General features: G+C 66.4%; 26 protein-coding genes and 1 pseudogene. 10 read left to right on the forward strand and 17 right to left on the reverse strand.

All coding sequences use genetic code 11. From position 1 onward, the window contains the following. Window position 1: 1 nt before the first annotated feature. The 4 genes from QF050_RS08845 to QF050_RS08860 all read right to left on the reverse strand — a co-directional run bounded on the left by QF050_RS08845 (window position 2) and on the right by QF050_RS08860 (window position 2,934). Entirely contained in the window at window positions 2-1,138 is a 1,137-nt protein-coding gene (locus QF050_RS08845; protein ID WP_308930116.1) for a hypothetical protein, read from the reverse strand. Between the two features lie 78 nt (window positions 1,139-1,216). Continuing rightward, window positions 1,217-1,663, reverse strand: coding sequence for a hypothetical protein (locus tag QF050_RS08850; RefSeq protein WP_308932130.1), 447 nt, complete (start codon window positions 1,661-1,663; stop codon window positions 1,217-1,219). Window positions 1,664-2,062: 399 nt separating this feature from the next. Then, window positions 2,063-2,524, reverse strand: coding sequence for an Lrp/AsnC family transcriptional regulator (locus QF050_RS08855; protein WP_308932131.1), 462 nt, complete (start codon window positions 2,522-2,524; stop codon window positions 2,063-2,065). A 182-nt stretch (window positions 2,525-2,706) separates the two neighbouring features. After that, entirely contained in the window at window positions 2,707-2,934 is a 228-nt protein-coding gene (locus tag QF050_RS08860) for a hypothetical protein (RefSeq protein ID WP_308930117.1), read from the reverse strand. Window positions 2,935-3,277: 343 nt separating this feature from the next. On the opposite strand from QF050_RS08860, the gene pdhA reads away from it, so the two are divergent. The 3 genes from pdhA to QF050_RS08875 are packed head-to-tail and all read left to right on the forward strand — an operon-like array spanning window position 3,278 to window position 7,208. After that, the gene (pdhA, locus tag QF050_RS08865) at window positions 3,278-4,504 is read left to right on the forward strand and encodes a pyruvate dehydrogenase (acetyl-transferring) E1 component subunit alpha (RefSeq protein WP_308930118.1); all 1,227 of its coding nucleotides are present in this window, start codon (window positions 3,278-3,280) and stop codon (window positions 4,502-4,504) included. Next, a complete protein-coding gene (locus QF050_RS08870) occupies window positions 4,501-5,613 on the forward strand; it encodes an alpha-ketoacid dehydrogenase subunit beta (RefSeq protein WP_308930119.1) in 1,113 nt (370 codons plus the stop codon). The genes pdhA and QF050_RS08870 overlap by 4 nt, the downstream gene beginning before the upstream one ends. A gap of 2 nt (window positions 5,614-5,615) precedes the next feature. Beyond that, window positions 5,616-7,208: a dihydrolipoamide acetyltransferase family protein gene (locus tag QF050_RS08875; RefSeq protein ID WP_308930120.1), complete on the forward strand. Its 1,593-nt coding sequence runs from the start codon at window positions 5,616-5,618 to the stop codon at window positions 7,206-7,208. 12 nt (window positions 7,209-7,220) lie between these two features. Here QF050_RS08875 and QF050_RS08880 read toward each other — a convergent pair whose 3' ends face one another. The 4 genes from QF050_RS08880 to QF050_RS08895 all read right to left on the reverse strand — a co-directional run bounded on the left by QF050_RS08880 (window position 7,221) and on the right by QF050_RS08895 (window position 10,234). Further along, window positions 7,221-7,850, reverse strand: coding sequence for a TMEM175 family protein (locus QF050_RS08880; RefSeq protein ID WP_308930121.1), 630 nt, complete (start codon window positions 7,848-7,850; stop codon window positions 7,221-7,223). A gap of 302 nt (window positions 7,851-8,152) precedes the next feature. Continuing rightward, window positions 8,153-9,421: a DUF6596 domain-containing protein gene (locus QF050_RS08885; RefSeq protein ID WP_308930122.1), complete on the reverse strand. Its 1,269-nt coding sequence runs from the start codon at window positions 9,419-9,421 to the stop codon at window positions 8,153-8,155. Next, a complete protein-coding gene (locus QF050_RS08890) occupies window positions 9,421-9,756 on the reverse strand; it encodes a YciI family protein (RefSeq protein ID WP_308930123.1) in 336 nt (111 codons plus the stop codon). The genes QF050_RS08885 and QF050_RS08890 overlap by 1 nt, the downstream gene beginning before the upstream one ends. 145 nt (window positions 9,757-9,901) lie before the next feature. Then, a complete protein-coding gene (locus QF050_RS08895) occupies window positions 9,902-10,234 on the reverse strand; it encodes a hypothetical protein (RefSeq protein WP_308930124.1) in 333 nt (110 codons plus the stop codon). Window positions 10,235-10,849: 615 nt separating this feature from the next. Between QF050_RS08895 and QF050_RS08900 the strand changes: the two genes are divergently transcribed. Next, entirely contained in the window at window positions 10,850-12,322 is a 1,473-nt protein-coding gene (locus QF050_RS08900; protein ID WP_308930125.1) for an FAD-dependent monooxygenase, read from the forward strand. A gap of 310 nt (window positions 12,323-12,632) precedes the next feature. Here the strand turns inward: QF050_RS08900 and QF050_RS08905 are convergent, their stop codons facing one another. Further along, window positions 12,633-13,370 (reverse strand): GAF and ANTAR domain-containing protein, encoded by a 738-nt coding sequence (locus QF050_RS08905; RefSeq protein WP_308930126.1) that lies wholly within the window; start codon window positions 13,368-13,370, stop codon window positions 12,633-12,635. A 142-nt stretch (window positions 13,371-13,512) separates the two neighbouring features. Between QF050_RS08905 and QF050_RS08910 the strand changes: the two genes are divergently transcribed. Next, the gene (locus QF050_RS08910; protein ID WP_308930127.1) at window positions 13,513-14,682 is read left to right on the forward strand and encodes an acyltransferase; all 1,170 of its coding nucleotides are present in this window, start codon (window positions 13,513-13,515) and stop codon (window positions 14,680-14,682) included. A 58-nt stretch (window positions 14,683-14,740) separates the two neighbouring features. On the opposite strand, the gene QF050_RS08915 is transcribed toward QF050_RS08910, so the two are convergent. From QF050_RS08915 to QF050_RS08925, 3 genes are read right to left on the reverse strand one after another with little or no spacing between them, the layout of a single operon-like run. Then, complete coding sequence (locus tag QF050_RS08915; protein ID WP_308930128.1) at window positions 14,741-15,664, reverse strand: cation diffusion facilitator family transporter; 924 nt, start codon at window positions 15,662-15,664, stop codon at window positions 14,741-14,743. 3 nt (window positions 15,665-15,667) lie between these two features. Next, a complete protein-coding gene (locus tag QF050_RS08920) occupies window positions 15,668-16,375 on the reverse strand; it encodes a cation transporter (protein ID WP_308930129.1) in 708 nt (235 codons plus the stop codon). Further along, window positions 16,375-16,701 carry a winged helix-turn-helix domain-containing protein gene (locus tag QF050_RS08925; RefSeq protein WP_308930130.1) on the reverse strand — a complete coding sequence of 109 codons (327 nt, stop codon included), beginning with the start codon at window positions 16,699-16,701 and terminating at the stop codon, window positions 16,375-16,377. Before QF050_RS08925 ends, QF050_RS08920 begins: the two co-directional genes overlap by 1 nt. 141 nt (window positions 16,702-16,842) lie before the next feature. On the opposite strand from QF050_RS08925, the gene QF050_RS08930 reads away from it, so the two are divergent. After that, entirely contained in the window at window positions 16,843-17,754 is a 912-nt protein-coding gene (locus QF050_RS08930) for an alpha/beta hydrolase (protein WP_308930131.1), read from the forward strand. 50 nt (window positions 17,755-17,804) lie between these two features. On the opposite strand, the gene QF050_RS08935 is transcribed toward QF050_RS08930, so the two are convergent. After that, a complete protein-coding gene (locus QF050_RS08935) occupies window positions 17,805-19,337 on the reverse strand; it encodes an LCP family protein (RefSeq protein ID WP_308930132.1) in 1,533 nt (510 codons plus the stop codon). A gap of 199 nt (window positions 19,338-19,536) precedes the next feature. Here QF050_RS08935 and QF050_RS08940 point away from each other — a divergent pair. The 3 genes and pseudogenes from QF050_RS08940 to QF050_RS08950 all read left to right on the forward strand — a co-directional run. Beyond that, window positions 19,537-20,283: pseudogene (locus tag QF050_RS08940) on the forward strand (FtsW/RodA/SpoVE family cell cycle protein); the annotation flags it as partial. Further along, window positions 20,279-20,782 carry an FtsW/RodA/SpoVE family cell cycle protein gene (locus QF050_RS08945; protein ID WP_308932132.1) on the forward strand — a complete coding sequence of 168 codons (504 nt, stop codon included), beginning with the start codon at window positions 20,279-20,281 and terminating at the stop codon, window positions 20,780-20,782. The pseudogene QF050_RS08940 and the gene QF050_RS08945, both read left to right, overlap by 5 nt. 28 nt (window positions 20,783-20,810) lie before the next feature. Further along, window positions 20,811-22,010, forward strand: a complete 1,200-nt coding sequence (locus QF050_RS08950; protein ID WP_308932133.1) for an MFS transporter — start codon at window positions 20,811-20,813, stop codon at window positions 22,008-22,010. Window positions 22,011-22,038: 28 nt separating this feature from the next. On the opposite strand, the gene QF050_RS08955 is transcribed toward QF050_RS08950, so the two are convergent. The 3 genes from QF050_RS08955 to QF050_RS08970 form a co-directional block, all read right to left on the reverse strand. Beyond that, the gene (locus QF050_RS08955) at window positions 22,039-22,185 is read right to left on the reverse strand and encodes a hypothetical protein (RefSeq protein ID WP_308930133.1); all 147 of its coding nucleotides are present in this window, start codon (window positions 22,183-22,185) and stop codon (window positions 22,039-22,041) included. Between the two features lie 328 nt (window positions 22,186-22,513). Next, complete coding sequence (locus tag QF050_RS08960; protein ID WP_308930134.1) at window positions 22,514-23,272, reverse strand: ANTAR domain-containing protein; 759 nt, start codon at window positions 23,270-23,272, stop codon at window positions 22,514-22,516. Between the two features lie 538 nt (window positions 23,273-23,810). Next, window positions 23,811-24,134 carry a hypothetical protein gene (locus tag QF050_RS08970; protein WP_308930135.1) on the reverse strand — a complete coding sequence of 108 codons (324 nt, stop codon included), beginning with the start codon at window positions 24,132-24,134 and terminating at the stop codon, window positions 23,811-23,813. A 205-nt stretch (window positions 24,135-24,339) separates the two neighbouring features. On the opposite strand from QF050_RS08970, the gene trxB reads away from it, so the two are divergent. Continuing rightward, on the forward strand, window positions 24,340-25,317 hold the full coding sequence (gene trxB, locus QF050_RS08975) for a thioredoxin-disulfide reductase (protein WP_308930136.1): 978 nt from the start codon (window positions 24,340-24,342) through the stop codon (window positions 25,315-25,317). A gap of 29 nt (window positions 25,318-25,346) precedes the next feature. Here trxB and QF050_RS08980 read toward each other — a convergent pair whose 3' ends face one another. Next, window positions 25,347-25,688 carry a hypothetical protein gene (locus QF050_RS08980; RefSeq protein WP_308930137.1) on the reverse strand — a complete coding sequence of 114 codons (342 nt, stop codon included), beginning with the start codon at window positions 25,686-25,688 and terminating at the stop codon, window positions 25,347-25,349. Window positions 25,689-25,714: the final 26 nt, after the last annotated feature.

The raw sequence follows: 25,714 nt of genomic DNA on the forward strand, positions 1-25,714 counted from the left end.
CTCAGTTCCCCTGTCCTGATCCCGAGTACGTGAGCTGGAGGGTTGCGCCTTTGCACCCGTCCTGGTTCCTGGAGCTATCCAGCATGCCTACCCGCGGCCAGGCGGACTGTGCCACAAGAAGTCCGGACAGTGAACTGCTTCCGGCCGGCGCCACCAGGGGGTACGGCCCGCTGTACTGCGTGAGGGTGAAGTCGGCCGCCGTGCACGCCAGGTTCTTCGCCACGGCATCCGCGCTCCTGGTAACCCCCGCGATAGCTACGGACAGGTTGGTCAGGGACAGGGACTTGTTGTTCGGGTTGCTGATCTGCAGGTCCAGTCCCGCCGAGGATCCGGGCGACAGTGTCCCGGGGACGTTCCCGGAGAGGGCGAACTGCTTGATGGTGGAATCCAGGACCAGTTGGACGTTCGCGTAGGCGTACTGCGACTTCCCGGCGGAGTCCTTCCCGGTCCCCACCAGGTACAGGTTGAAGTTCCCGCTCGGCGAAGCGGCCGTTGTTGCCACCTGCAGTGTGCTCGAGTTGCCGGTTACCGGGTTGGGCGAGAACGTTGCCGTGGCGCCGGCGGGCAGTCCGCCCAGGACGCTGAACGAGACGGAGTTGGGGAAGTTGTTCCGGGTCAGCTGCAGGGTGTAAACGGCGGTGGCCCCGGGTGGGACGGTGACGGAATCCGGGGTGGCCGCCACCGAAAACGCGGTGGTCATCTTGTAGTTCACGGTGAGGCTCGCGGCAACGCTGCCCGATACCTTGCCGCTGGTTCCCGTGATGGTCACGGTGTTGGTGCCGGCTGGGGTGGTTGCGCTGGTGGTGGCGTTCAACGTTGCGGTTGCGGTGCTGCCGGAGTTGAGGGTGACGGACGACGGCGTGAAGGCGCCTGCCGTGCCGGCCGGAAGTCCCGCGGTGGCCAGGCTAACCGCTCCGCTGAAGCCGCCGGTGGACGTCAGGGTCACCGTATAGGCAGCCGACTGGCCCTGTTGGACGGACTGGCTGGCAGGGGAGACCTGCACAGTGATGCCCGGTTTGGGATTGTTTGCCGCCGCGATCAGCGCTCCCGCGCTGGCCAGCAGCAACAACAGCGCGATCAACGCTGCCTTGATACCGGTCCGCGTTCGACGCCGCGGCTGTCCGTCCTGCTCGTGCACCCTGTGCCCCCCTTGTTCTTTGGTGCGAATGACGGCAAGCCGGGGGCGGAGTTACACCGCCCCCGGCCAGCTGTTTATTTACTTGCTGGTGACGGTCACGGTGATGGAAGCGCCCTTGCAGGCGTCCTGGTTGACCGTAGCGCTGTCCACCAGGGTCAGGGTTCCGGTGCCCAAGGCTGTGGCGGTCGGGCCGGCGGGAACGTTGGTGGTGCCGGTGGGAGCCGTGGCCGTGAACCAGGCAGGCAGGCAGCCGTCAACACCGGTGGTGACCACCGGGTTGGCCAGCGTTACCTGGGTGTTGCTGGTGTTCGGATTGGTTGCGGTGTACGTGATGGTCTGGGGCGCACCGGGGGCGACACCCGCGTCCACGGTGACGTTGATGGTTACGGGGCTGGTGCTTGCGGCTGCCGTGCCGGATCCGTAACCGCCACCCGTGGTGCTCCAGTAGGCGTAGGCGGCACCGCCACCAACAGCTACCAGGGCTGCGGACATTGCGACGGCGGCGATCTTGTTCTTCTTGGTCATTTTGCGCACGGAAAGTCTCCTTGTGTGTGTGATTGAGAACCCGTTCCCCCATAGGTGGCTCCATCGAGGTGCCTTCCGGTGGATCGATGACCCAATATTCGCGAACGCAAAAGGCCGCAACAACACGTAGCGGTACCCGAATTTCCAGTGACTTGAGAGTTCCACTACTTGGTTTGGGTAAGCGATTACTCGCATGCGTGAGCGCCGCCCTGACCTGCGCGCCGCCGTCGTGCTTCTATCGCTTCAACCCTCTGACCACGAACAACCCGCGACGCGCAAACGCATTTTCGACGCAAAGTTTCCCAGCCGCGCACGTTATTTGGGGCGCGAAATGGAGCCTGAGCGTCGGGGTCAAATATCGGTGTCGGCAGCGGATGTGCGCATCGAAGTAACCGGCTTCTACCGCGTGTCCACGTCCTCGAAAACCAGGAACGTCTGCGTATCCAGGACTCCCGGCATGGTCTGCAGCTGGTCGAAGATGACCCGCCGCAGGTCGATGTTGTCCACGGCCCGGACCAGGAGGATCACGTCGAAGTCGCCGCCCACCAGTGCAATGTGGTGCACCTCCGGAATGGCGCCCAACTGGTCCCGGAGTTCGCGCCAGGCGTCCTGCCGGAGCTTCAGCGTCACGTATGCGGAGGACTTCAGCCCTGCCTTGATCGGATCCACCAACGCCGTGAACCGGGTCAGTACACCTTCGCCGGTCAGCCGGGCGATCCGGGAGTAGGCGTGCGCGCGGGAGATGTGCACATTTTCGGCCACCTGGGTCACGGACATCCGGCCGTCCCGCGTGAGCTCGGCGATGATCCTCCGGTCGATCTCGTCCAGGGCAACTTCGGCCGGTGCATCTTTGCCCGTCAAATCGTCCACATCCCCGCTCGGTAATCTCCCCTACAGATACAAATCGTCTTCCATAGTAGGTGGATTTGAGGAGAGTTTCCGTGGCCCGGGCGCGCAGGGATACGAAACCGGCAGCAGAAGCGCTGCTGGAAGAATCATGGTTGACCGGATGCGGCCTTCCCTAGGTCATCAGGGCGCCGGGATCAGGACATGTGGTGGCGGCTTTCGATCCCCTCCGCTGCGCCGCGGATGAAGTCGCAGTCGCCGGGGGAGAGCACGGTTTCGCCGTGCCGGTCCTGTTCGAACTGGACTCCTGTGCTCTTCATGATGGCCGCCGCGACGGTGCGCGGGAGGATCGTGCACCCAGGGTTATCAACCAGCCATTGCCGCGTGTCCGAATCGAGCTTGTCCCACAATTTGGCTATTTCCATAGCTAACGCCCCCGCCTGTCACTGCTGTTAGGAAAATGCCGCAGTCCCGGATGTCCCGGGACGATGCGTACCCGCATTATCCGAGTGTGGTCCTTCGGGAGGCAGGGGTCAATGCACTTCTTTCCAGCTCCCGCCAGCCTTTGGCGTCCCGATGAAAGCAGGGCCTGTTTCTTTGCCCGTCAAATCGTCCACATCCCCGCTCGGTAATCCACGTCACAATGACAAATCGTCTCCAACAGTCGGCATTTCCGGGCAGCTTCTCCACGATTCTGCTGGCTGCTGGATACGAAACCTGCTGCGGGACCATACTGGGAGCGAATAGTGGCAATCGAAGGACGGACCAATGACGATCTCCGCAGACCACACCGCGCCGGACACCACCAGCACCGAGCCAGCAGGAAACGCGCTGACCGATGCTGTGAAGAAGTTCGGCATCACGGTGGAGGACTACATGCTCCCCGCCCGGCACCAGATCCAGATGGTGGACCCGGAGGGCCGGCTCATCCCGGAAAGCGAGCAGGGCACCCAGCCCGGCCACGAATACCCCGTGCCCGGCGACAAGGAACTGCTGGCAGCGTACGAACAGCTCGTCGTCGGCCGCCGCGTCAACGACCAGAACTCCGCCCTGGTCCGGCAGGGCCGCATGGCCGTCTACCCCTCCAGCCATGGCCAGGAAGCCTGCCAGGTGGCCGCGGCCCTCTGCCTGTCGGACAGGGACTGGATGTTCCCCACCTACCGCGACGCAGTGGCCGTGATGACCCGCGGCGTGGACCCGGTACAGGTGATGACCATCTTCCGCGGCGACTGGCATGGCGGCTACGACCCCCTCGAAAACAAGGTGGGCATCCAGTGCACGCCGCTGACCACCCAGTTGCTGCACGCCGTCGGCGTCGCCCATGCGGCCAAACTCCGCGGCGAGGACACCGTGGTGCTGGCCATGTGCGGCGACGGCGCCACCAGCGAAGGCGACTTCCACGAGGCACTGAACTTCGCCGCCGTCTTCCACCTGCCGGTGATTTTCTTCGTCCAGAACAACAAGTACGCGATCTCGGTGCCGCTGGCACACCAGTCCGTGGCGCCGTCGCTCGCGCACAAAGCCGTGGGCTACGGAATGGCGGGGGAGCGCGTGGACGGCAACGACGTGGTGGCCCTCCTCGCCGTCCTGGACCGCGCGGTGAAACTCGCCCGCGAAGGCTCCGGCCCGCTGCTGGTGGAAGCCAACACGTACCGCATGCAGGCCCACACCAACGCCGACGACGACACCCGCTACAGGGAAAACAGCGAGGTTGCCGAGTGGCGGGCCAAGGACCCGGTCAACAGGATGCGCACCTACCTCACGGACCGCGGGCTGTTGGACGACGACGGCGAGTCCCGGATCAGCGAGCACGCCGAGGCCGTTGCCGCGCAGCTGCGCGAAGGCCTCAGCGAGGACGTCCCGGTGGATCCGCAGGAACTCTTCCGCCACGTTTTCGCCCGGCAGACGCCGCAGCTGAAGGAAGAATCCGCCCTGCTCGCCGACGAACTCGCCCGCGACGCCGCATCTACTGATTTCCAGGAGGCCGGCAAGTGAGCCCCACCATCACCACCTCGTCCGAGGCCAACGGCAACGTCTCTGCCGCCACCGCCCGGGCCGCAGCCTCGGCCGCCGCGTCCGCCGAGGCCGCCGGCCCGCAGCCCGTCACCATGGCCAAGGCCCTCAACACAGCGCTCGCCGACGCCATGCACGCCGACTCCTCCGTCCTGGTGTTCGGGGAGGACGTGGGCATGCTGGGCGGCGTCTTCCGCATTACCGACGGACTCACTGCCACGTTCGGCGAGCAGCGCTGCTTCGACACCCCGCTGGCCGAATCCGGCATCGTGGGTATGGCCGTGGGCATGGCCATCAATGGCATGCGCCCGGTGATCGAGATGCAGTTCGACGCGTTCGCCTACCCCGCGTTCGAGCAGATCGTCAGCCATGTTGCCAAGATGCACAATCGCACCAAGGGCGCCGTCAAGTTGCCTATGGTGATCCGCATCCCGTACGGCGGCGGCATCGGGGGAGTGGAGCACCACTGCGATTCCTCCGAGTCTTACTACGCACACACCGCCGGCCTGAAGGTCTACACCCCCGCCACCGTGGCGGACGGCTACCGGATGCTCCGCGAAGCGATCGACTCAGACGACCCTGTCATCTTCATGGAGCCCAAGAAGATGTACTGGACCAAGGACCAGGTGGACCTGGGTGAGCTGCGTCGCCTCCACGCGGAAGGCACGACGACGGGACGCACCTCCGAGGGCCGGGCCGCCGTCGCCCGTCCCGGCACGGACGCGACGCTGATCGCGTACGGGCCGTCCGTCCCCACCGCGCTTGCCGCCGCCGAGGCAGCTGCGCTGGAGGGGCGCTCGCTGGAGGTGATCGACGTGCGGACCATTGTGCCGTTCGACGATGCCACCGTGTGCGAGTCGGTCCGCAAGACCGGCCGGGCCGTGGTGATCGCCGAGGCGCATGGCTTCGCCTCCGTGTCCTCCGAGATCGTGGCCCGGGTGCAGGAGCGCTGCTTCCACTACCTGGCCGCCCCCATCCGCCGCGTCACCGGGTTCGATGTCCCGTACCCGGCACCCAAACTCGAGAAGTACTACCTGCCCGGCGTGGACCGCATCCTCGACGCCGTTGACGACCTTCAGTGGGAGAACTGACCATGAGCGAACCACGCGTGTTTTTGTTGCCGGACCTCGGCGAAGGCCTCACCGAAGCCGAACTCGTTGCCTGGCATGTAGCCGTGGGCGACGAGATCGTTGTGGACCAGCCGATCGCCGAGGTGGAAACGGCCAAGTCCGCGGTGGAGGTGCCGTCCCCTTATGCGGGGATCGTCACCGAGTTGCACGGGAAGCCGGGGGAGACCCTGGATGTGGGGAAGCCGCTGATCTCGGTGACGCCGCTCTCCACTGGTGTCGCCGCTCCGGTGTCCGCCGCGGATGATGCCGCCCCCGCCCCTTCGCCGGACAGCATTCGTCCTGCGGACGATGCTGCCGGCTCAGGAAGCGGTCCCGGACTGCCCAATGCTCGCAAGCTCGCATCGGGTCCCTCGTCCGGTTCCTTAGATGCCACTCCCGGGGCGGCGTCATCCGCGCCGGCTGCGTCGGCGGCGGCAGCCGAGACCTATCGTGAGGAGGAGAAGGCGGGGTCCGGGAATGTCCTGATTGGTTATGGCACCCCTGGTGGGCATGGCCAGGCACGGCGGACCCGTGCGCGGAAGTCTTCTGTTGCGGTGGTTGAGCCTGTCGAAACCAAGCCTGTCGAAACCACCGAGGACGACCTCACCCTCCTGCGCACCCGCGTGCCCGGCAAGCTCGGCGCCGTGATCTCACCGCTGGTCCGGCGCATGGCCCGCGAGCACGGCGTGGACCTTGGCGACATTTCAGGCTCCGGCGACAGCGGCCTCATCATGCGCCGCGACGTCGAAGCAGCGATCTCGGCGCCGGTGGTTGAGCGTGTCGAAACCAAGCCCACACCGGAAGCCGAGCCTGTCGAAACCCACGGATCTCGACAAGCTCGATCATCGGAAACCACCGACTCCCGCACCGGCCTGCCCATCTCCGCCCGCACTCCTGTCCGCGGCGTCCGGAAGGCCGTGGCTGCGAACATGGCGCGCAGCCGCTCGGAAATCCCGGAAGCAACGGTCTGGGTGGACGTGGACGCCACCGCACTGATGGAGCTGCGTGAGGGACTCAAAGCCAACGGTGCGGAGGCGCCAGGCCTGCTCGCCTTCATCGCCCGGTTCGTCACCGCAGGGCTGAAGAAGTACCCGGAACTGAACACGCGGATCGAAACCGCGGAGGACGGCTCCCAGGAGATCGTCGGATTCGACGGCATCAACCTCGGCTTCGCAGCCCAGACCGAACGCGGCCTGGTGGTGCCATCCGTCCGCGGCGCCGAGAAACTCAGCGCCCGGGAACTGGACGCGGAAATCCGCCGGCTCACGCAGGTGGCCCGCGACGGCAAGGCAACGCCCGCCGAACTCGGCAGCGGCACCTTCACGTTGAACAACTACGGAGTGTTCGGCGTGGACGGGTCCGCGGCGATCATCAACCACCCGGAGGTGGGCATCCTCGGGGTGGGCCGCATCATCGACAAGCCGTGGGTGGTCAACGGCGGCGTGGCCGTCCGGAAGGTCACAGAACTCACCCTCACGTTCGACCACCGGGTGTGCGACGGCGGCACGGCAGGCGGCTTCCTCCGGTTCGTGGCGGACGCCATAGAAAACCCCACGTCCTTGCTGGCCGACATCTAAACCGGAGGAAATCTAGGGCGCGGTGGGGCCGGGAACGTCCTGGTCCGTGACGTCGTCGGGCTGGTGGGCGCGGTACACGAAGTGCTCCACCCGGCGGTCGGGGACCAGCCAAATCAGCGCCACCACCGTGTAGACAGCGATTCCCAGGAGGGGCTGGGCGAGTGTCAGCGCGATGCCCAGCAGGTAGATCAGCGGCGAGGCCTTGCCTTTCCAGTCCCGCCCCAGGGCCTGGGCAACGGCCCCGGCCGTGCCCTGCTTGCGAATGAGTGCCTGCTCCAGGATGTAGAAAGCGATGGCAGCGCAGAGCAGGTTGATGCCGTAGACCAGCACCGGAACTTCCACGAACCCGGACTCATCCATCCATCGCGTGGTGAAGGGAAACAGGGAGAGCCAGAACAGCAGGTGCAGGTTGGCCCAGAGGATGGCGCCGTTCACCCGGTCTGCCAGCTGGATCAGGTGGTGGTGGTTGTTCCAGTAGATCCCGACATAGACGAAGCTGAGCAGGTAGCTGAGCAACGTTGGCAGGACCCCGGCGATCCCATGCCAGGTGGGTTCCTCCGGTACGCGCAGCTCCAGCACCATGATGGTGATGATGATCGCCAGCACGCCATCGCTGAACGCCTCGAGTCGGTTCTTGTTCACAGTTCTGCCCTCCTTCAGAAGCATAATGCGCCGTCCCCTGACCGGGGCGCCGGGCGTTCGACGGCGGCCGCGCGCCGTCGTCGAACGGCGTTACTTTTTTTGAACCAGGGTCTTTACGCCCTGGCCGCAGGTCACTAAAGTGATTTAGGTCATAGTCCGGATGGGCGCCCGGGGGCGTCCGGAGAGGGGGAGTGCATCAACACCGACCATTATCGGAAGCCAAATGACAACCACTACGTTGAAAGCCCCTCCTAGGAGGGGCTTTCCCTTTGCTCCCGACTCCTGCGAACCGGAGACCGGCGTCAGCCGGCCAGGCCGCCCAGGCCGCCCAGGCGGGCCCGGAGGAAACGCTGCTCGGCTTCGTTGTCCGTAAGGATCAATGCCTCTTCGAACGCCACCCTCGCCTCGTCCTCGCGGCCCAGCCGAACCAGGAAATCACCGCGCGCCGCGGCCAGGTACGGGTACCGGGCAAGCTGCGGCTCGGCGCCCAGCGCATCGAGCTCTGCCAGGCCTTCGGCCGGCCCCACCGCGAAGCCCAGGGCAATGGCCCGGTTGAGCCGGACCACAGGGGAGGGCCAACGCTCCATGAGCAGGTCGTAGAGGCCCAGGATCTCCTGCCAGTCGGTGCCGGACCAGGACCCGCTCTCGTCATGCACGGCCGCGATCGCTGCCATGAGGGCAAAGCGGCCGGGCGGCCGGTACGCCAGGGCCTCGTGCAGCAGTGCCACTCCCTCCGTGACGGCATGCTGGTCCCACTTTGACCTGTCCTGGTTCTCCAGCAGGATGAGATCCTGATTCCCATCCACCCGGGCATCCCTGCGCGCTTCGGTGAGCAGGACCAGGGCCAGGAGCCCGGCCACATCGGGGTCGGCGGGAAGCAGTTCCCGCAGCAGCCGGGCAAGCTCCACGCCCCGCTCGGCAAGGTCCCGGCGCACCAGGTCCGCTCCCGACGGCGCCGTGTGCCCGGTGGTGTACACGAGGTACACCACAGACAGCACGCCGTCCACGCGCTCGTGCAGTTCATCCGACGACGGCACCCGGTATGGGATGCGCGCGGCGGCAATCTTCTTCTTGGCCCGGGTGATGCGTGCGGCCATGGTGGCCTCGGGGACCAGGAAGGCCCGCGCCACCTCGGCAGTGGAGAGTCCGCACAGGAGCCGCAACGTCAGGGCCACCCGGGCTTCGAGGGGCAGGGCCGGGTGGCAGCAGGTAAAGATCAACCGCAGCCGGTCGTCCGGAATTTCGTCACCTTCGAAGCCGTCGCCGTCGCCGTCGCCATCGTCGTCTTCGCGGCCGAGGAGCTTGGGCAGCGCCTTTTGCGCCGTTGCCGCGCGGCGGCGCATGTCCAGGGCCCGTCGTCGTGCCGTCACGGTCAGCCAAGCCCCGGGATTGTGCGGGATGCCGTTCCCGCCCCACGTGGACAAGGCGCTGGCGTACGCGTCCTGGACCGCCTCCTCCGCGGTGTCGATGTCGCCGGCAATCCGCACTGTGGCCGCCAGCACGAAGGCCCACTCCCGGCGGTGCGCATCGGCAACCGCGGCAGCAACCTCCGAGCCGGCGGCCCGCGCCATCAGCTGACCACCCGGACGGGCCACACCTCAACCCCGACGCCGGCGGGAACCTCTTTGCCGATCTGCAGCGCCTCGTCGAGGTCGGCCGCCTCGATCAGGTAGTAACCGCCCACGGTCTCTTTGGACTCGGCGAATGGCCCATCCGTGACCAGGAACCCGCCCGCCCCGTCGCGCCGGATGGAGGTGGCCGTCGAGGACGGATGCAGGGCGGCCCCGCTGATCAGCGAAGCTCCGCGGCGCTCCATGAACTCCTGGTAGCTGGCGCTGATCGACTCGCCTTCAGCCTGCCTGGTCACCGCTTCGTCCTGGTAAATCAGGATCAGATACTTGGACATTTTGAACTCCCTTCGCTTTTCAATATGAGCCCACTGTTGGAGCCCCTACCCATACGACGCGCAGGGCAAGCCCGGATCGACAACGCTGTGCAAGAAAAATCGCCTGGGCAGCGGGACTTCTCCCGCCGCCCAGGCGAATAGCCGGCTAGCTCAGCTCTGAACAGATGTCCCGTTGCGTACCTGACTGCTGCTGGAACGGCTGCGTCAACGTGTAGTTGCTGTCGGTGGTGTACTTGACCACACCCGTGTACAGGATGGTGGACGGACCGCCCAAGTCAACCTTGTCGAACAGCAGGACCAGGTTTGCGCCCGAAAGCGACCACGTAATGTCACCTGTGGCGGTGTCGGTGGCACTCCTGGTGACCGAACCCTTCGTGCCAAACGTCACGGACGTTCCGGATTCGGCATTGGTCACGGTGATGGTCGTTCCGCGGCCTGCAACGATGGTGTAGATGATGCCGTCCTTGATCCGTGTCATGCGAACGTCCTGGGTTCCGCCGGTTGAACTGAGGGTGACGTCAAAACCGGGGCAAGCAGGATAAGCGGGGACGGGCGGGGCGGCCTGAACCGATTGTGGAGCGATGAGCGCCATCGTTCCCAGGAGCGCCATCAGTAGCAGGCGCGTAAGTATTTTCCTCATTTTAGGTTTCTCCATTTTTGCCTGAATCGAGCAATATGGTTGGCGCACCACCAAGACGGGGAGGAGACCGTTCGCCGCGCAAAGTCGGGGCTGTGCCCTGTGTGCAGCCCCGGAACGGGGCTGTGTAGTGTCTTTGGCCGCAGTGCGGCCCACGCACCAGCGTACGGAGAGGCCTTCCGGTGTGAACAGGTCTTGACAGGTGTCCGGGTTAATCCAGCCAGGCGTAAAGGATTCGTTAAAGTTTCGGCCGGACGGGGGGATAGCGGCCTCGACCGCCATGACCGGCCAGTATTTTGGATGCAGTGCCGCCTTCTCAGGGACCCCCAACCTGGAGAAGGCGGCACGCCTGCGTCATGGGCAATCTTCCATCTATTTCCAAAGTACCCCGCTGCGGGGGCCTTGCCGCAAGGCCCCCGGGCTGGCGCATACTGGGTGCCGCATACGGGCGGTCCAGTGCAGGCACAGAACGGGGACAACATGCATGATGTGGTGATTGTGGGGAGCGGGCCCACGGGATTGATGCTCGCGGGGGAGCTGCGGCTGGCGGGGGTGGATGCCCTAATCCTGGAACGGCGGCCCTCCCAGGAACTGGCCGGATCCCGCGGCGGTGGAATCCATGCGCGAACCATCGAACTGCTGGACCAGCGCGGCATCGCGGAGCGGTTCCTCGCGGAGGGCAAGACAGTGCAGGCGGCAACGTTTGGTGCCACGCAGCTGGACCTGGGCAGCCTGCCCACCCGCCACCCCTACACGCTGGCCCTGTTCCAGAACCACATCGAACGGCTGCTGCTTGGCTGGGCCGAGGAGCTGGGCGTGCAGGTCAGGCGCGGCGTGGAGGTCACCGGGGTAGCAGCGGACGACGACGGCGTGGACGTTCGGCTCGCCGCCGGCGGACCCGTGCGGGCCGGGTTTGTTGTGGGCGCCGACGGCGGGCGCAGCGTGGTGCGGCGCTCGGCCGGGATCAGCTTCACCGGCCCGGACGCCACGCGCAGCAGCTTGATTGCCGAAGTGAAGGTGGCCGGCGAACCCGTGCAGCAGGGCAAAGTGGACACCCGCGGCATCCACGGACTGTACCCGATGGGGGACGGCATGGTTCGGGTGGTGGTGACCGAAGCGGAGCTCGGCCCTGCCATCGAGCCCGCCATGGAGGACCTGCGGCGTGCTCTGAACGACGTGTTCGGCACGGACTTCGGCGTGCACAGCCCCGCGTGGCTCTCTCGTTTCACGGACGCCACCCGGCAGGCGGAGTCCTACCGGAAAGGCCGTGTGCTGCTGGCCGGCGACGCCGCGCACGTCCATTCCCCAACGGGCGGGCAGGGCATCGGCCTGGGCCTCCAGGATGCCGTGAACCTCGGCTGGAAACTGGCGCAGGTGGTCCGCGGGGTGTCCGGGGAGGATCTGTTGGACACCTACCAGGCGGAGCGCCACCCGGCGGGCGCCCGGGCGCTCAAATACACCATGGCGCAGTCCCTGTTCCAGAAGGCCGATCCGCGGCAGGAGGCGCTGCGGGACCTGCTGGACGAGGTCCTCCGCCGGGATGGTGCCGGGGATCCGATTGCGGGATTGGTCACCGGGCTCGACGTTGACTACGGGCCCGGCACGGGCCACCCCCTCTTGGGGCGCCGGATGCCGGACCTGGACATCGCCGCCGCTGAGGGATCCACGCGGGTGTACCAACTGTTGCACCAGGGCCGTCCCGTCCTGCTGGAACTCGGCGGTCCCGCCCTGGACGCGGGCGCGTGGGCCGGGCGGGTGCAGCATGTTGCCGGGACGTACGACGGCGCGTGGGAGCTTCCGGTGCTGGGCGTGGTGGCTGCGCCTACGGCAGTCCTGGTGCGTCCGGACGGCTACGTGGCCTGGGTTGGCCAGCACACAGCTGCGGGCCTGCGGGAAGCGCTGGCATTGTGGTGTGGCGCCGCCGGCTGATTCCTTGGCTGATCTTGACCCAAAATTGTGGGGTTCCGCGCTGTTGCCCGGCGCGGAACGCTTGTAGGCTGGCCCAAGGTCAGGCAGACGGCCAGCGATGCACCGTCTGAGGAATATCTATGACCGCTCTCCCCACCACAACCAGGCCGCTTCCGGGCGCGCATCCGCCTCCCACATAGCTGGCGTGGATGTGGCCCAAGGGAAATCCATGGTTCGGGGGTGGGCCACATCCACGTCTTACACTCCGGGAGTCAGCAGCGTGGCTGGCTCCCGGGTCGGCGCCCAACACAAACACCCGCCGGCTGGAGCCTCAGTCATCGAAGTAGGCGGCCTTGGGCCGTGAACCCGTAAACCTGTCCACCAGCGACTGGGCGAGGTCGTTGAGCTTTTGGTTCCGTGTGTTGGAGGCGCGGCGGAGCAGTTCGAAAGCCTGGTCCTTGCTGCACTGGTTCTGCGCCATGATGATCCCGCAGGCCACGTCAATGGCTGTCCGGGTGTCCATTGCGGCCTTCAGATGCTCGGCACGCTGGTCCGCGGATGCTATTCGGATGGCCAGGCGCAGGGCCATGCCTGCCATGTCCGCGAACCTCACTGCCTCGGACACTGCGCGCTCACTGAAGAGTCCAGTGGCGGGAGCAAAAAAATCCAGGACGGCGCCGGCGTCGTCCTGGAGTGCCATGGGGACCCCCAGTGCGCTGGCGATGCCCGCGGCCGAGAGGGCCTCGCGGTACTCCGGCCACCGCGGGTCGGAGTCGACGTCGCCGAGGAGGACGGGAGCACCGGTCTCCAATGCGTCCACGCAGGGCCCGTCCCCCAGGGATTGTTCAATCCTGTCCAGCACCACGGCATTGCTGCTGCTGCCGCCAATGGTGGCTGTATGTTTGCGCCGCCGCAGCGTGACGGCGCAGTCAATCGATGTGCCCGTGGTCTCGGTCATGGTGGCCGCCGCGAAGGTGGTGATGGCGTCCAGGACGGATTTGATGTCCTCCGTGGCACCGATCAGGTCGACGAGCCGCTCGAAATCCTCTGCCATATCCTGGTCCACCATCTGTTCAATGTAGAAGGCGCGGCGCCCTGCCACAAGCCATGATCTGTGCCCTGTTGTCAGCGTCCGCCCAGCTTCCGTTCAGGGCAGTTATGGAAACGTTATATATGCTTGCTTAGTGGTTTTCAGGTCAAACAGTGGAATTTTGTCAGCCGCGGAGCGCCCGGCAGTGCCCGGAGCAGGGCTTATCGCCGGGCGCAAGCATGCCTTGGACGGGCTTCGCACCATCGCCGTGGCAGGAGTGTTCTTCTTTCATACGGCCACCGATGAGGTCCCCGGGGGATCCATCGGCGTGGACGTCTTCTTTACGCTTAGCGGCTTCGTGATCACGCTGCTGATCATGAAGGAGTGGAGCTCCACCGGCCGGCTCCACCTGGGCATCTTCTACGCCAAGCGCCTGGCCCGGCTCTGGCCGGCGTTGCTGGCGCTCTGCACCGTGATCCTCGTGGCCGGCTTCCTGTTCCCGGCCTCCGGCTGGGGCGGCCAGGCCGGTTTCGTCCTGCCGGCCGCAGCCTACGTGATGAACCTGGCGCACTTTGGCATGTTCGGCGACTCCATCGCCGGGGAAACCCTCGGCCCCACCTGGACCCTGGCCGTCGAGGAGCAGTTTTACCTGGTGTGGCCCCTGCTGCTGCTGGCGATGCTCCGGTTCTGGAAGGTCCGCACCGTTGCCTTCGCCACATTGGCAGTGGCCGGCGTCTTCCTGCTGAACCGGTTCCTGCTGGTCAGCGCGGGCCAGCCGCTGGCCCGGATCTACAACGGCCCGGACACCCGGGCCGACGAGCTGCTGATTGGCTGCGCACTCGCCCTGCTGTTCACCTCCCTACGGCACGGCTCCCGGCTGCACGGTGCGTTGGTGTCCGTGGCCCGTTGGGGAGCCCCCCTGGCTGCCATCACGTTGGCGGCCGCTTTGTTCCTGCTGAAGGAACCGGACACGCCCGGCGCGTGGTTTACCGCTTTCTGGACGGCCGGGCCCGCGGTGCTCGCCCTGCTGTCAGCGGTGTTGATAGGCGCGCTGGTGCTCCAGCCGGCGGGTTTCCTTGCACGGATACTGAGCCACCCGTGGCTTGCCAAGCCCGGCCGCGACCTTTCGTATGCGATGTACCTCTGGCACTTGCCGGTCTATCTGCTCCTGATGCGCCTGATCCCGGCGCTGCCCCTGCGCATCGCACTGACCGCGGTCCTCACCGTGCTGGTGGCGTGCGCGTCCTTCCGCTTTGTGGAGCGGCCGCTCCGGCGATGGGCGAACGCAAAGCTGGAGCCCGCCGTCGAGCCTTCACCCCAGGAGCGCGCCAAGGAGCCGGCGGCTGCCTGAGCGGGCCGGCCCCGCATCCCAACCGGTCCAGGGCGTGGTCAGCGCCCGGCCGGTGTCATCAGTGCTGGATGCTTTCCTGGTCGCGGTGCGCTGCGGGTTCGATCTGGAAGGTCGAGTGCTCGATGCTGACGTCGAAGTCCTTGGCCACGCAGCGCTGCAGGTCGGCCAGGATGCTGGCGGAGTGCCCGTCGCGCATGCACTGGTCCTGCACGGTGACGTGGGCGGACAGGACCGGCACGCCGGAGGCCACCAGGGAGGCGTGCAGGTCGTGGACGTCGATGACGTGCGGCAGGGCCAGGATGTGTTCCCGGACTTTGGCCAGGTCCAGGCCCGGGGGAGTGCTTTCCATCAGGACGTTCACGGTGTCCCGGAGCAGGCTGAGGGTGCGGGGGATGATCAGCGCACCGATCAGCAGGGAGACGACGGCGTCCGCACGGGTCCAGCCGGTCAGGGCAATGACCAGCGCCGCTAGGATCACCGCGATGGAACCGAGGGCGTCGTTGAGCACCTCGAGGAACGCGGCCTTCATGTTGAAGTTGTGGTGCCGGCCGGAGGCGAGGACCAGCAGCCCCACGGCATTGCCTGCCAGGCCAATGACGCCGAACCACAGCATGAGGGAGCCGCCAACCTCGGGCGGGGCAAAAAGCCGGCGGATGCCCTCCACGATGACGAATCCGCCCACGCCCAGCAGCAGTGCGGCCTGCCCGGCCGCCGCGATGATTTCGGCGCGCTTGTAACCCCAGGTCCGTTTGTGGGTGGCCGGCTTCAGGGCCAGGGACGCGGCAATCACGGCAATGAGCAGCCCGGCGGAATCGGTGAACATGTGCCCGGCGTCCGCCAGCAGGGCAAGGCTGCCGGTAAGGATGGTTCCGAGGATTTCGGCAAGCATCACGGTGAAGGTGATGGCAAAAACCAGCAGCAGCTTCCCGCGCTGCCCGTGGTGGTCCGCGGCGCCGTGGGAGTGGTCGTGTCCGCTGCCCATGGGTCAGCCCTTCCTCATGGTGGGCATGCCCAGCGATTGCGGAGCCGGCCCGCAGCAAGCATCCCCGGCCTGGTCCGGCGCGGCGTGCGGAACCGTGCAGCAGGCGTCCCCGCGCCACGCGTTGATGCCCTCACGAACCGCGATTCCCGCGATCACCAGGGCTGCGCCGGCGTCCGCCCACCACCAACCCAGGGTGCTGTTCAGGACCAGGCCAACCAGCAGCACGGCGGAGAGGTACGTGCAGAGCAGGGTCTGCTTCGAATCGGCCACCGCTGTCCTGGATCCGAGTTCGCGCCCGGCGCGGCGTTGGGCCCAGGACAGGACGGGCATGACGGCCAGGCTCAAGGCTGCAATGACGATGCCCGGAACCGAGTGCTGGGCCTCTCCCGCGCCTGCCAGCGAACGGACGGCGTCCACGGCCACGAACGCGGCCAGGGCAAAGAAGGAGACGGCGATGATCCGCAGCGTCAGGTGCTCCCGCCGCTCCGGGTCCTTGGCCGAGAACTGCCAGGACAGCGCCAGTGCGGACGTCACTTCGATCACGGAGTCCAGGCCGAAGCCGATCAGGGCCGAGGAATCAGCCACGCCGCCCGCCCACAGCGCCACGACGGCCTCGATGACGTTGTACGTGATGGTGGCCGCGGCGAAGAGCCGGATCCGGCGGCTGAGCAGGCGCCGGCGTTCGGTACCGGGGACGTGAAGTGCCGTCATCACGCGACGCGCTCCGCATCGGGGCCGCAGCAGGTGGGATCCACTGCCAGCACAACGTTGATCAGGTCACTGATGGCATGGCCGATCCGGGCATCCGCGAGCTCGTAGCGGGTCCGCCGGCCGTCAGGCACGGCAACCACCAGGCCGCAGCCGCGCAGGCACGCCAGATGGTTGGACATGCTTTGCCGCGACACCCCCAGGCTGTCCGCCAGGTCCGAGGGGTACGACGGGGCCTCGGACAGCGCCAGGAGGACGCGGGCGCGGGTGGGGTCTGACACCGCGTAGCCGAACCGGGCCAGCACGGGAGCCTGCGTGAGGGTCTGCATCATCCCAAAGTACATAGCTGGCTGTATTCAGGCAACTGTGTACTCGGGGGCCCGCAGGGCCACCTGGCACAGCAGGGCAGGTCCTGCGGTGCGCCAATCGATTCCATCCGGCGCGGGTCGGTGGCTCGATAAGCTGAGGCGATGAAGCTCGGCCTGTCCCAGTTGATCGATTCCCGCCAACTTGCGCTGGCCGACCCGACCCGCGCGTTCTATGTAAAGCGGGGCATGGGCAGGGGCCCGGGCAGCTGGAACGAGCTTCAGGCCGTCCGGGACGCGGCGCAACGTCCCAATCCATCCGGGCCTGATGTGGTCACGGAAGTGGTAGGCCACGACGAGGCCACGGTCCCGGTGAGGATCCACTTCCCCGCGTCGGCTGCCCCACGGGGTGTGCTCCTGGACTTCCCTGGTGGCGGGTTCTACCTGGGTGCCGGGGCAGGAAGCGATGTCCGCAACAATGACCTTGCCAACAACCTCGGCATTGTCGTCGTGAGCGTCGATTACCGGCTTGCGCCAGAGAACCCATGGCCTGCGGCACCCGACGACTGTGAAACGGCGGCGCTGTGGCTCGCAGAGCACGCCGCCGCCCGATTTGGAACACACCGACTCGCCATTGCGGGCTTCTCCGCAGGCGCCACACTGGCTGCGACCACACTTATTCGCCTCCGCGACAAGGGTATAGCGGCCTACGGGGCCGCCGTGCTGCAATTCGGGACCTACGACCTCAGCGGGCAGACGCCCGCCGGGCGCCTGATCGCAGACGAGTACTTCATCCAGGCGTACGCAGGCCGGCTGGCCGACCGCACCCACCCTGACTTCTCCCCGATCTACGCTGACCTCACGAACCTCCCACCGGCACTGATCGTCGTCGGCCAAGAGGACATCCTGTTGCGCGACAACCTTGCCATGACAGCGCAGCTGTCCGCGGATGGCGTCGATGTCGACCTGCGGGTCTATCCGGCCGCGCCACATGGCTTCACCGGCCACGGGACGCCAATGGCCAAGGCGGCACTCGACGACATACGGACCTGGCTCGACACGTGGCTCAGCCGGTAAGCGGTGCGTCGACGCGAGCCCCGTGTGGACCTTGTGTTTGGCAGCGCGCCCTAGTAGCCGGAGGTGTTGGTGGCCTCGCAGGTCTGGTCGCTTCCGGTCTGCGCCACCACGCTTCCGGAATCAGATGACGACGGCGGTGCGGCGGGTCTGGTGCCCGTAACGAAGTCCGTGCCGGCAGAGAGCTGCACGCCCTGAATGTTGGCCACCTGCTGGACGCTGCTGGCGGGCAGGCCGAACAAGGCGGCGACATCCGCTGCCACGTCCTCATATCCGGCGCTGTAGTAGACCATGGTCTGGGTGCGCACGGTGGCCTGGAGCTTGGTCACCTTGGCGAAGCCGGCGTCGGACAACAGGCCGGCGATGGCGTTGCTGCGGCCTGTCACGCCCGTGCCGTTGGCAACGGAAACAGGCTGCAGCGCCTTGTCATAGGCCGGCGCGGCGGGTGTCGTGGGCGCCGGGGTTGGGGCGGCAGAGGGTTGGCTCAGGTCCGGGTTGCTGCGCAGTGCCGCGAAGAAGTTGTTCGCTGCCGGCTCGTCCAGGACCAGCCGGTTGGGGTCCTGCGGTGCCGGGACGGTAGGTGTGGTGATGAAGTTGACGCTCGCCGGATCGATGTTCTTCAACCGGTTGGCGATGGTCAACAGCGAGGGCACAGAGGACAGCCCCGAATCCACGGTCAGGTTCTTGGTGACCGTATCGGCAATCGTCAGCGTCTTCTCCGGATTGGCCAGCGTTCCCTCCGACTTGAGCTTGCGGCTGAGGGAAGCCAGGAAACCCTGCTGCGCCTTGATCCGGCCCAGGTCCCCGCCGTTGGCGAAGGCATGCCGGGTGCGCAGGAACGCCAGGGCCTGTTCGCCCTGCACCTGGGAGGTGCCGGCCGGAAGGTGCAGCCCGGAATCGGGATCGTCCACGGCGTCGCTGACGCACACATCCACGCCCCCCACCGCATTGGACAATTCCTTGACGGCGTTGAAATCGGCCATCATGAAGTGGTCGATCTCCAGGCCGGTGAGCTTGTTCACCGTATCCACGGCGCAGCCGATCCCGGCCTGCTTCATGGCGCTGTTGATCATGGCGCCCTTCTGCGCGGGATACTTCTGGCCGGTCTTCGAGTCCGTGCAGGCCGGAATGTTCACCAGGAGGTCGCGGGGGAAGCTCACCACGTTGACGTGCTTGTTGTCCGCCGAGATGTCCAGCAGCATCATCACGTCCGATTGTCCGTAGCCGGAGGAATCGTCCGCGCTGCCGTACTCGCTGTTGTTTCCGGACCTGGTATCCGAGCCCAGCACCAGGATCTGCATCCGGTCCGTGCTGTCATTGACCGCCCCTTCGGTCCGTTCACCACCGGCGGTCAGCGCCGCTGTGCTGATGTTGGACTGCAGGCGCCAGGCCCAATACCCGCCGAATGCCAGGACGCCGAGGAGAAGGACAGACACCACGGCAACCACCGCTTTGACCCAGCGCGGCGCGCGGCGGCGCGGCCTGCTGTGGCGGGAACTGGCGGCATACAGCTCGCCTTGGCCTGGATAGGCAACGGGAGTGGAGCCTTCCTGTTCCGGGCCGGGAGATTTTCTGGAACCGAACACGACGAAATGACCTTCGGGAGGGGACAGGTTTCGGCTACCCTACAGGCCCAAGCTGGCAATTCCCCTAGAATGCCGGGTTTCCGGCCGTGCCGGTCCGCTCACCGGCCCGCGGGGGCGTAATCTTTTTTCTCGGCGGTACCCGCCCCGGAGCAGGGCCCGGCCGTGGAGGAAGCCCGGGGTGCAGCTGAGGAACGGACAGATGGACAGAGGACAACAACAACGCGGCGCCGCCCGCCCTGCCCGGCGCAGATGGGGAAAACTTGCCCTCTGGCTGGAGGATGACTCGCCGGGCCGCCTCCGCCCGCTGATCCTGGCGGTGGTCCTCACGCTCTCGGCGATCGGGCTCGTGGAGGTGGCGTCGGCGTCGTCCGTGGAATCCGTGGCGGCAGGAAACAATCCCTACGATCTTCCCCTCAAGCAGGCCATGTGGACCGTGGCAGGCGTGGTGATCATGCTGCTGCTGGCCCGGATGCCCGTCCGCCGGATCCGGCGCCTGGGGTGGCCGATGCTGATCGGCTCACTGATTGCCCTGGTCCTGGTGTTCACACCGCTCGGCATGTCCGTGAACGGCAACCGGAACTGGTTGAGCGTGGGCGGTTTCACCGCCCAGCCCTCCGAGTTCGCCAAGCTCGCGCTGATTGTCTGGGCCGCGGCCATCCTTGACCGGAAACAGGCCCTGCTGGCGAACTGGAAACATGCCGTGGTTCCGCTGGGTCCCGCAGGCGGGCTGATCATGATCATTGTGGCGCTGGGGCACGACCTTGGTACCACCATGATCATCATGATGATCCTCGCCGCCACCATGTTCTACGGCGGCGTGCGGATGAAGGTGTTCTCCGTGGCCGGCATCATCTGCATGGTGGCCGCGCTGGTCCTCGCGGCCACCAGCGGCAACCGGATGGGGCGCATCTCCTCATGGCTGGGGATGGGGTCGGAGGAGGATGCGCAGGGCATGGGCTACCAGGCGCAGCACGGCGCCTACGCGCTGGCCTCCGGCGGCTGGTTCGGGGTGGGCCTGGGGCAGAGCCGCGCAGAAATGGAACTGGATCCCGGAAGCCCACAACGACTTCATCTTCTCTATCCTGGGCGAAGAACTCGGGCTGGCCGGAACCCTCCTGGTCCTGGGCCTGTTCGCGATCCTTGCCATCAGCGTCTTCAAGACCATTGCCCGCACTACGGACACCTTCTCGCGGATCGTGGCCTGCAGTGTGATCACCTGGATCCTGGGCCAGGCGGTGATCAACATCGCCATGGTGAGCGGACTACTGCCGGTAATCGGTGTCCCGCTGCCCTTCATTTCCTATGGCGGCTCGGCCATGGTCTCCTCCCTGGCCGGCATCGGGGTGATCCTGGCCGTGACCCGGCCGGAACGTCCCGGCACTAAATCCCCGGCTAAAGCCGTGGCCGCGGCAAAGCAGGTGAGGGAACACGAGTACCAGCGGTAGCGCCGGGAGGACTGTTCCGGCCGTGCCCATGACTGCCGTCCGCTTCATCGTGGCCTTCGGGATTGTCAGTGCCCTGATGGACATGGTGTACGAGGGCGCGCGGAGCGTCACCGGGCCCTACCTTGGCGCCCTGGGTGCGTCGGCCCTCCTGGTCAGCGTGGTCACCGGCGCGGGTGAAGCCGTTGCCCTGGTCCTCCGCCTGGTGTTTGGGCGCCTCGCGGACCGGCCGGCGCTGCGGTGGGCGCTGGCCATCTCCGGCTATGCCCTGACCGCTTTGTCCGTGCCGCTCCTGGGCATCAGTAACGCGCTGTGGATCGCCTGCCTCCTTGTCCTGGCCGAGCGGCTGGGCAAGGCCGTGCGCAGCCCGGCAAAGGACACCATGCTTGCGGAGGCCGGTTCCGCGCTCGGGCAGGGGAAGGCCTTTGCCCTGCACGAAGCGTTGGACCAGGTGGGGGCCCTGGTGGGGCCGCTCCTGGTCGGTGCGGCCCTTGCCCTGACAGGAAGCTACGGTCCGGGATTCCTGCTGCTTGCCGTTCCCGGGGCGGCCGCCATGCTGGTGCTCCTCTGGCTGAAGAGGCGGGTGCCCAACCCGGATGCGTACGAGACCGTTCCGGTTCAGCCGCCGGCAGCGGTGGCCGGCGGCCCTGAGGGCCATGCGGCACCGTCAGACCGGGTTGCTCCGTTGCCCCGGCAATACTGGCTCTATGCCGCGTTCAGCAGCCTGACCATGTTTGGCTACGCGACGTTCGGGCTGCTCTCATACCACCTGGTGGATACCGGACTGCTGCCACCGGCGCTGGTCCCGGTCCTGTACGCCGTGGCCATGGGCGTTGACGCCGTGGCGGCCCTGGCCTCCGGCTGGCTCTTTGACCGGGTGGGCTTGAAAGTTCTTCTGGTCCTGCCGGTCCTGGCGGCGGCGGTCCCATGGCTGGGGTTCAGCAACAACACTGCGCTCGCCGTGGCGGGGGTCCTGGTGTGGGGAGCCGCCATGGGGGTCCAGGAAAGCACCATGCGGGCCGGCGTCGCAGGGTTGGCACCCGCAGCCCGGCGGGGGAGTGCTTATGGGATGTTCACCGCCTGCTACGGCCTGGCCTGGCTTGCCGGGAGCTTCCTCATCGGCCTGCTGTACGAACAATCGATCCTTGCTTTGGCCGTGACCATCACCGTGGTGCAGGCAGTTGCCATGGTGATCTTCGTCGTCGTCCGTCCCCAGGCCGGCAGGCCCTAGGCTGACAGTAGGTTGCGCCGCCCGGGACTCAGGCGACGGCACTCTCAATCTCGGGGCATTCACTGCAACGGACGTCAGCAACCAGGGAACCGGCGTCGTCCTTGCGGAAATGGGTGACGTGTTTAGTGGCCCTGCCGCAGGTGGGGCAGTAGCTCTGGCTTTGTTTTGTCCACATGCATGAATAATACGGAACGCCCCGCCAAAGGGAAGATCGGGGACCTCAACTATGTGGATGCCCGCAACTGTCCTTAACCGGATCTTGACCAAACATGCTGGCGATCCTTCAGCCAACGCTGAGATTCGGCGCGTAGCTTGGGCTCATCAGGCAGGTAGCACAGGGGCACGGACGGAGCGCAAAGCAATGACCATTACCGATTACTTCGTGGCACTTGGCGGCATGTTGGCTTCACTCGGAGGTGCGGGGCTCGTGGCGGCCGGGCTCATCCGGGCGCGGGCGCGCCACTAGGCTTCTTCCGCAGCGGTCCTTGTTTCCGCAGCAGTCCTCAGGCAAACGCCGGAGGTTCGAGCCGGGTACCTGCTGCGCCGCTTGGCATGGTGCTCAGGATGCTGTCCGCAACGCTGCGGACCTTGAGGTTGCGGTGCCGCGAGGCGCCGGCGAGCTTGCTGAACGCCTCGGGATAGGAGCACCGGTTTTGGGCCATCAGCACGCCGCAGGCCACATCGATGGAGGTCCTGCTTTCCAGGACCTGTTTCAGGTTGTCCCCGGAGCGGATGACGCCATGGACGTCCAGTGCCAGCTTCAGGCTCTGTGAGGCCACCGAGGCAAACCAGGCCGCCTCGGTGGTGATCCTGGTGATAAAGGCGTAGTTGCCGTGGGCCAGGAACACCAGGGCTCCCGACGATCCGGGCCGCAGCTCAAGGGGGAGGACCAACGCTGCTCCGTATCCCCTGTCCAGTAGCCGGTTCCGGTACGCCTGCCAGCGGGCGGGGGAGCCCGTTGGGTTGACCACCGCGGGACCTGACAGCGCTACCCCCAGTGCGGTGGGCCCGTCCCCGTGCTCTTCCTCCGTTGCTGCGAAGTGGGCCGCGTCCGGCGTGCTTCCGGCACCTGCGGCGTAGGTTCGCTGCCTGTACAGCACGGCGCCGCACTCAATCATTGAGCCCGCCGTCGTACTGAGCCACCTGGCCCCTGCATCGGCGAGTTTCTGCAGGGACCCTGCGTCGTCGTCGGCATCTGTTACCAGGTCCAGCAGGAACCCTTGCCGTTCGGGTCCCCTGTTATGCGCCGGGCCAACCGCCACCCCGCACCCCCATCCAAGTCGTACCCAGTGGCATCGGCCGCCGCAGGTTTCTATGAAATTTATTGGGCCCCCCGGGCCTGCGCACGAGTAGCCGGTACTCTACTTTTCCCGGCGCCCCGCGAAGGTACTTGCCCGCCCGATTCCGGCCACCCGTCCGATCAACCTTAGAGACCGCAATGCGACGACGCGCCCGGTCTTCGCCGGCGATGGGGGAGACCGACCTCCTGGCCCTGCGGTACCTCGTCGACGCAGAGGCCGCCGGCGCGGCTGGGTGCCGCTCCGGACGCCCTTGGCGATGCGGCGGGCTTGACCGAACTGGAACTCCAGGTATTCCTGGCCGGCAGCGCCCGGTTGCTGTAGATCCGGGTTGCTGCCGGCCGGGCCCTTTCCCGGGCCATAAGTCGTTGGCCCTGCGGGCCCGAAGTGCAGCCACCCGTCTATTCGGGTGCAGCTGCACTTCGTTGGTTAAAGCGGTGGAGAAGAGTGTGGCCGGCCGGCTCTGGCCCGAAACGGGGGCGCAGCGAGCGGCCGGAGTTCGCTATGCGGCCAGGCGGACGGCCGCTGCGGAAGGATGTCGCCGGACGGCCAGGACGCTGATGGTGCACGGCGCCTGTTCGGGATCGATTATTGCGGGCAGGTGCCTGGTCCGGGCTGCGGACCGGAGCATCTCCAGTGCATCCTCGTCCACCCAGGCGCCGGAGATATCGAGCTCCAGTTCCAGGCCTCCCTTCAGGGAGTTGGCACGTTTTGCCACTACGTAGAGTGCGTTGATGCTGTGGATGGTGATATGCCCCTTTGCAATCACCTGGGCCTTGCTGCGATCCAGGTCAATCCGGACCACGATGTTGAGCTTGGAGTTCAAGTTGTAGAGCCTTCCCCGGCATTGGCTGCGACGCTGCAGCTTCTTGCATGGCCTGTTTGCTTAAGCCTCAACCAGATTAGGGACTGAATGTGATGTGCGCAACACCGCGCCCTTTATTACATCGAAGTGAGTGTTGGCCCTCCCGCTCCGATCCGTGATGTGATCAAGGCACGCCCCAAGACATACCGCCCCTTAAGGACATTCCATGAGCAAAGAACAGCTGATAATTATCGGTTCCGGCCCGTCCGGCTACACCGCCGCCATCTACGCGGCCCGCGCCGGGCTGAACCCCCTGGTCCTGGCCGGTTCCGTCACGGCCGGCGGTGCCCTGATGAACACCACCGAGGTGGAAAACTTCCCCGGATTCCCGGGCGGCATCCAGGGTCCGGAGCTGATGGACGGGCTGCAGCAGCAGGCGGAAAAGTTCGGCGCGCGCATTGAGTACGACGACGCCACGTCCGTTGACCTGAAAGGTCCCGTCAAGCGCGTGGTCACCGGCGGCGGGGAGACCTATGAGGCCCAGGCCGTCATCCTGGCCACCGGTTCGGCCTACAAGGAACTCGGCCTGCCGGAGGAGAAGAAGTTCAGCGGCCACGGCGTCTCCTGGTGCGCCACCTGCGACGGGTTTTTCTTCCGGGACCAGGACATCATCGTCGTTGGCGGCGGCGACTCCGCCATGGAGGAAGCAACCTTCCTGACCCGTTTCGGAAAGACCGTCACCGTCGTCGTCCGCAAGGGCGAACTGCGGGCGTCCCGCATCATGGCGCAGCGGGCCAAGGACAACCCCAAGATCCGCTTCGCCTGGAACTCCGCCGTCACTGCCATCCACGGCGACGGCAAGGTCACCGGTGTCACCCTCACGGATACCCGCACCGGTGAAGCCCGGCACCAGGACGCCACCGGCATTTTCGTGGCCATCGGGCACCTGCCCCGCACCGAACTCGTGTCCGGCCAGGTGGATCTGGACGAGGAAGGCTACATCAAGGTGGACGCCCCCACCACCTGCACCAACCTCTCAGGGGTTTTTGCCTGCGGCGATGCTGTGGACCACCGGTACCGGCAGGCCATCACCGCCGCCGGCACGGGTTGCGCGGCCGCCCTGGACGCGGAGCGTTTCCTGGCCGCGCTGGAGGACGCAGCCAGCATCGCCACTGCGCTGGTGGAGGAGCCGACGCACAACTGACGGGCAGTCCGGCGGCCGGAACCCCGGGGTCAGACCACTTCGGGGAGCCTGCCCGTTAATACAGAGACCGGGGCCGAGGACCAGCGTTCGCGTTCCGGCTCGTAGGAGATCACCATCGACGCGTCGTTCTCGCGCGCTTCGTCGATGGCCAGCAACAGGGCGTCCTCCATGTGCCGGGCATATTCCAGCCGCTCCGGCAGGGAGCCCTGCAGCCCGGCGTCGTCAACCAGCACGTGGCCCTTGCCGTCCACAATGACCTTCAGCGAATACCCGCGGTCCTCGTGCAAGGACCCCCGGGTGGACGAAATCTCGGTGACTCGATCTGCCCGGACCAGCCCGTTGCCCAGCGTGCGAACCCACACTTCACCCATGAATGACCTCCCCTTGGCTGTGGGCA

Source organism: Arthrobacter sp. SLBN-112, assembly GCF_030944625.1.
In the GTDB taxonomy this organism is placed as follows: Bacteria; Actinomycetota; Actinomycetes; order Actinomycetales; family Micrococcaceae; genus Arthrobacter.

What these genes read in the sequence shown, in the direction of transcription:
- QF050_RS08885 (WP_308930122.1), bottom strand. Translation starts at nt 9,421, where the DNA reads ATGGCGCGGGCCGCCGGCTCGGAGGTTGCTGCCGCGGTTGCCGATGCG.
- QF050_RS08930 (WP_308930131.1), top strand. Translation starts at nt 16,843, where the DNA reads ATGAAGCTCGGCCTGTCCCAGTTGATCGATTCCCGCCAACTTGCGCTG.
- QF050_RS08955 (WP_308930133.1), bottom strand. Translation starts at nt 22,185, where the DNA reads ATGTGGACAAAACAAAGCCAGAGCTACTGCCCCACCTGCGGCAGGGCC.
- pdhA (WP_308930118.1), top strand. Translation starts at nt 3,278, where the DNA reads ATGACGATCTCCGCAGACCACACCGCGCCGGACACCACCAGCACCGAG.
- QF050_RS08905 (WP_308930126.1), bottom strand. Translation starts at nt 13,370, where the DNA reads ATGGTGGACCAGGATATGGCAGAGGATTTCGAGCGGCTCGTCGACCTG.
- QF050_RS08950 (WP_308932133.1), top strand. Translation starts at nt 20,811, where the DNA reads ATGACTGCCGTCCGCTTCATCGTGGCCTTCGGGATTGTCAGTGCCCTG.
- QF050_RS08980 (WP_308930137.1), bottom strand. Translation starts at nt 25,688, where the DNA reads ATGGGTGAAGTGTGGGTTCGCACGCTGGGCAACGGGCTGGTCCGGGCA.
- QF050_RS08890 (WP_308930123.1), bottom strand. Translation starts at nt 9,756, where the DNA reads ATGTCCAAGTATCTGATCCTGATTTACCAGGACGAAGCGGTGACCAGG.
- trxB (WP_308930136.1), top strand. Translation starts at nt 24,340, where the DNA reads ATGAGCAAAGAACAGCTGATAATTATCGGTTCCGGCCCGTCCGGCTAC.
- QF050_RS08945 (WP_308932132.1), top strand. Translation starts at nt 20,279, where the DNA reads ATGCGCAGGGCATGGGCTACCAGGCGCAGCACGGCGCCTACGCGCTGG.
- QF050_RS08915 (WP_308930128.1), bottom strand. Translation starts at nt 15,664, where the DNA reads ATGGGCAGCGGACACGACCACTCCCACGGCGCCGCGGACCACCACGGG.
- QF050_RS08925 (WP_308930130.1), bottom strand. Translation starts at nt 16,701, where the DNA reads ATGCAGACCCTCACGCAGGCTCCCGTGCTGGCCCGGTTCGGCTACGCG.
- QF050_RS08875 (WP_308930120.1), top strand. Translation starts at nt 5,616, where the DNA reads ATGAGCGAACCACGCGTGTTTTTGTTGCCGGACCTCGGCGAAGGCCTC.
- QF050_RS08860 (WP_308930117.1), bottom strand. Translation starts at nt 2,934, where the DNA reads ATGGAAATAGCCAAATTGTGGGACAAGCTCGATTCGGACACGCGGCAA.
- QF050_RS08920 (WP_308930129.1), bottom strand. Translation starts at nt 16,375, where the DNA reads ATGACGGCACTTCACGTCCCCGGTACCGAACGCCGGCGCCTGCTCAGC.
- QF050_RS08850 (WP_308932130.1), bottom strand. Translation starts at nt 1,663, where the DNA reads ATGACCAAGAAGAACAAGATCGCCGCCGTCGCAATGTCCGCAGCCCTG.
- QF050_RS08895 (WP_308930124.1), bottom strand. Translation starts at nt 10,234, where the DNA reads ATGACACGGATCAAGGACGGCATCATCTACACCATCGTTGCAGGCCGC.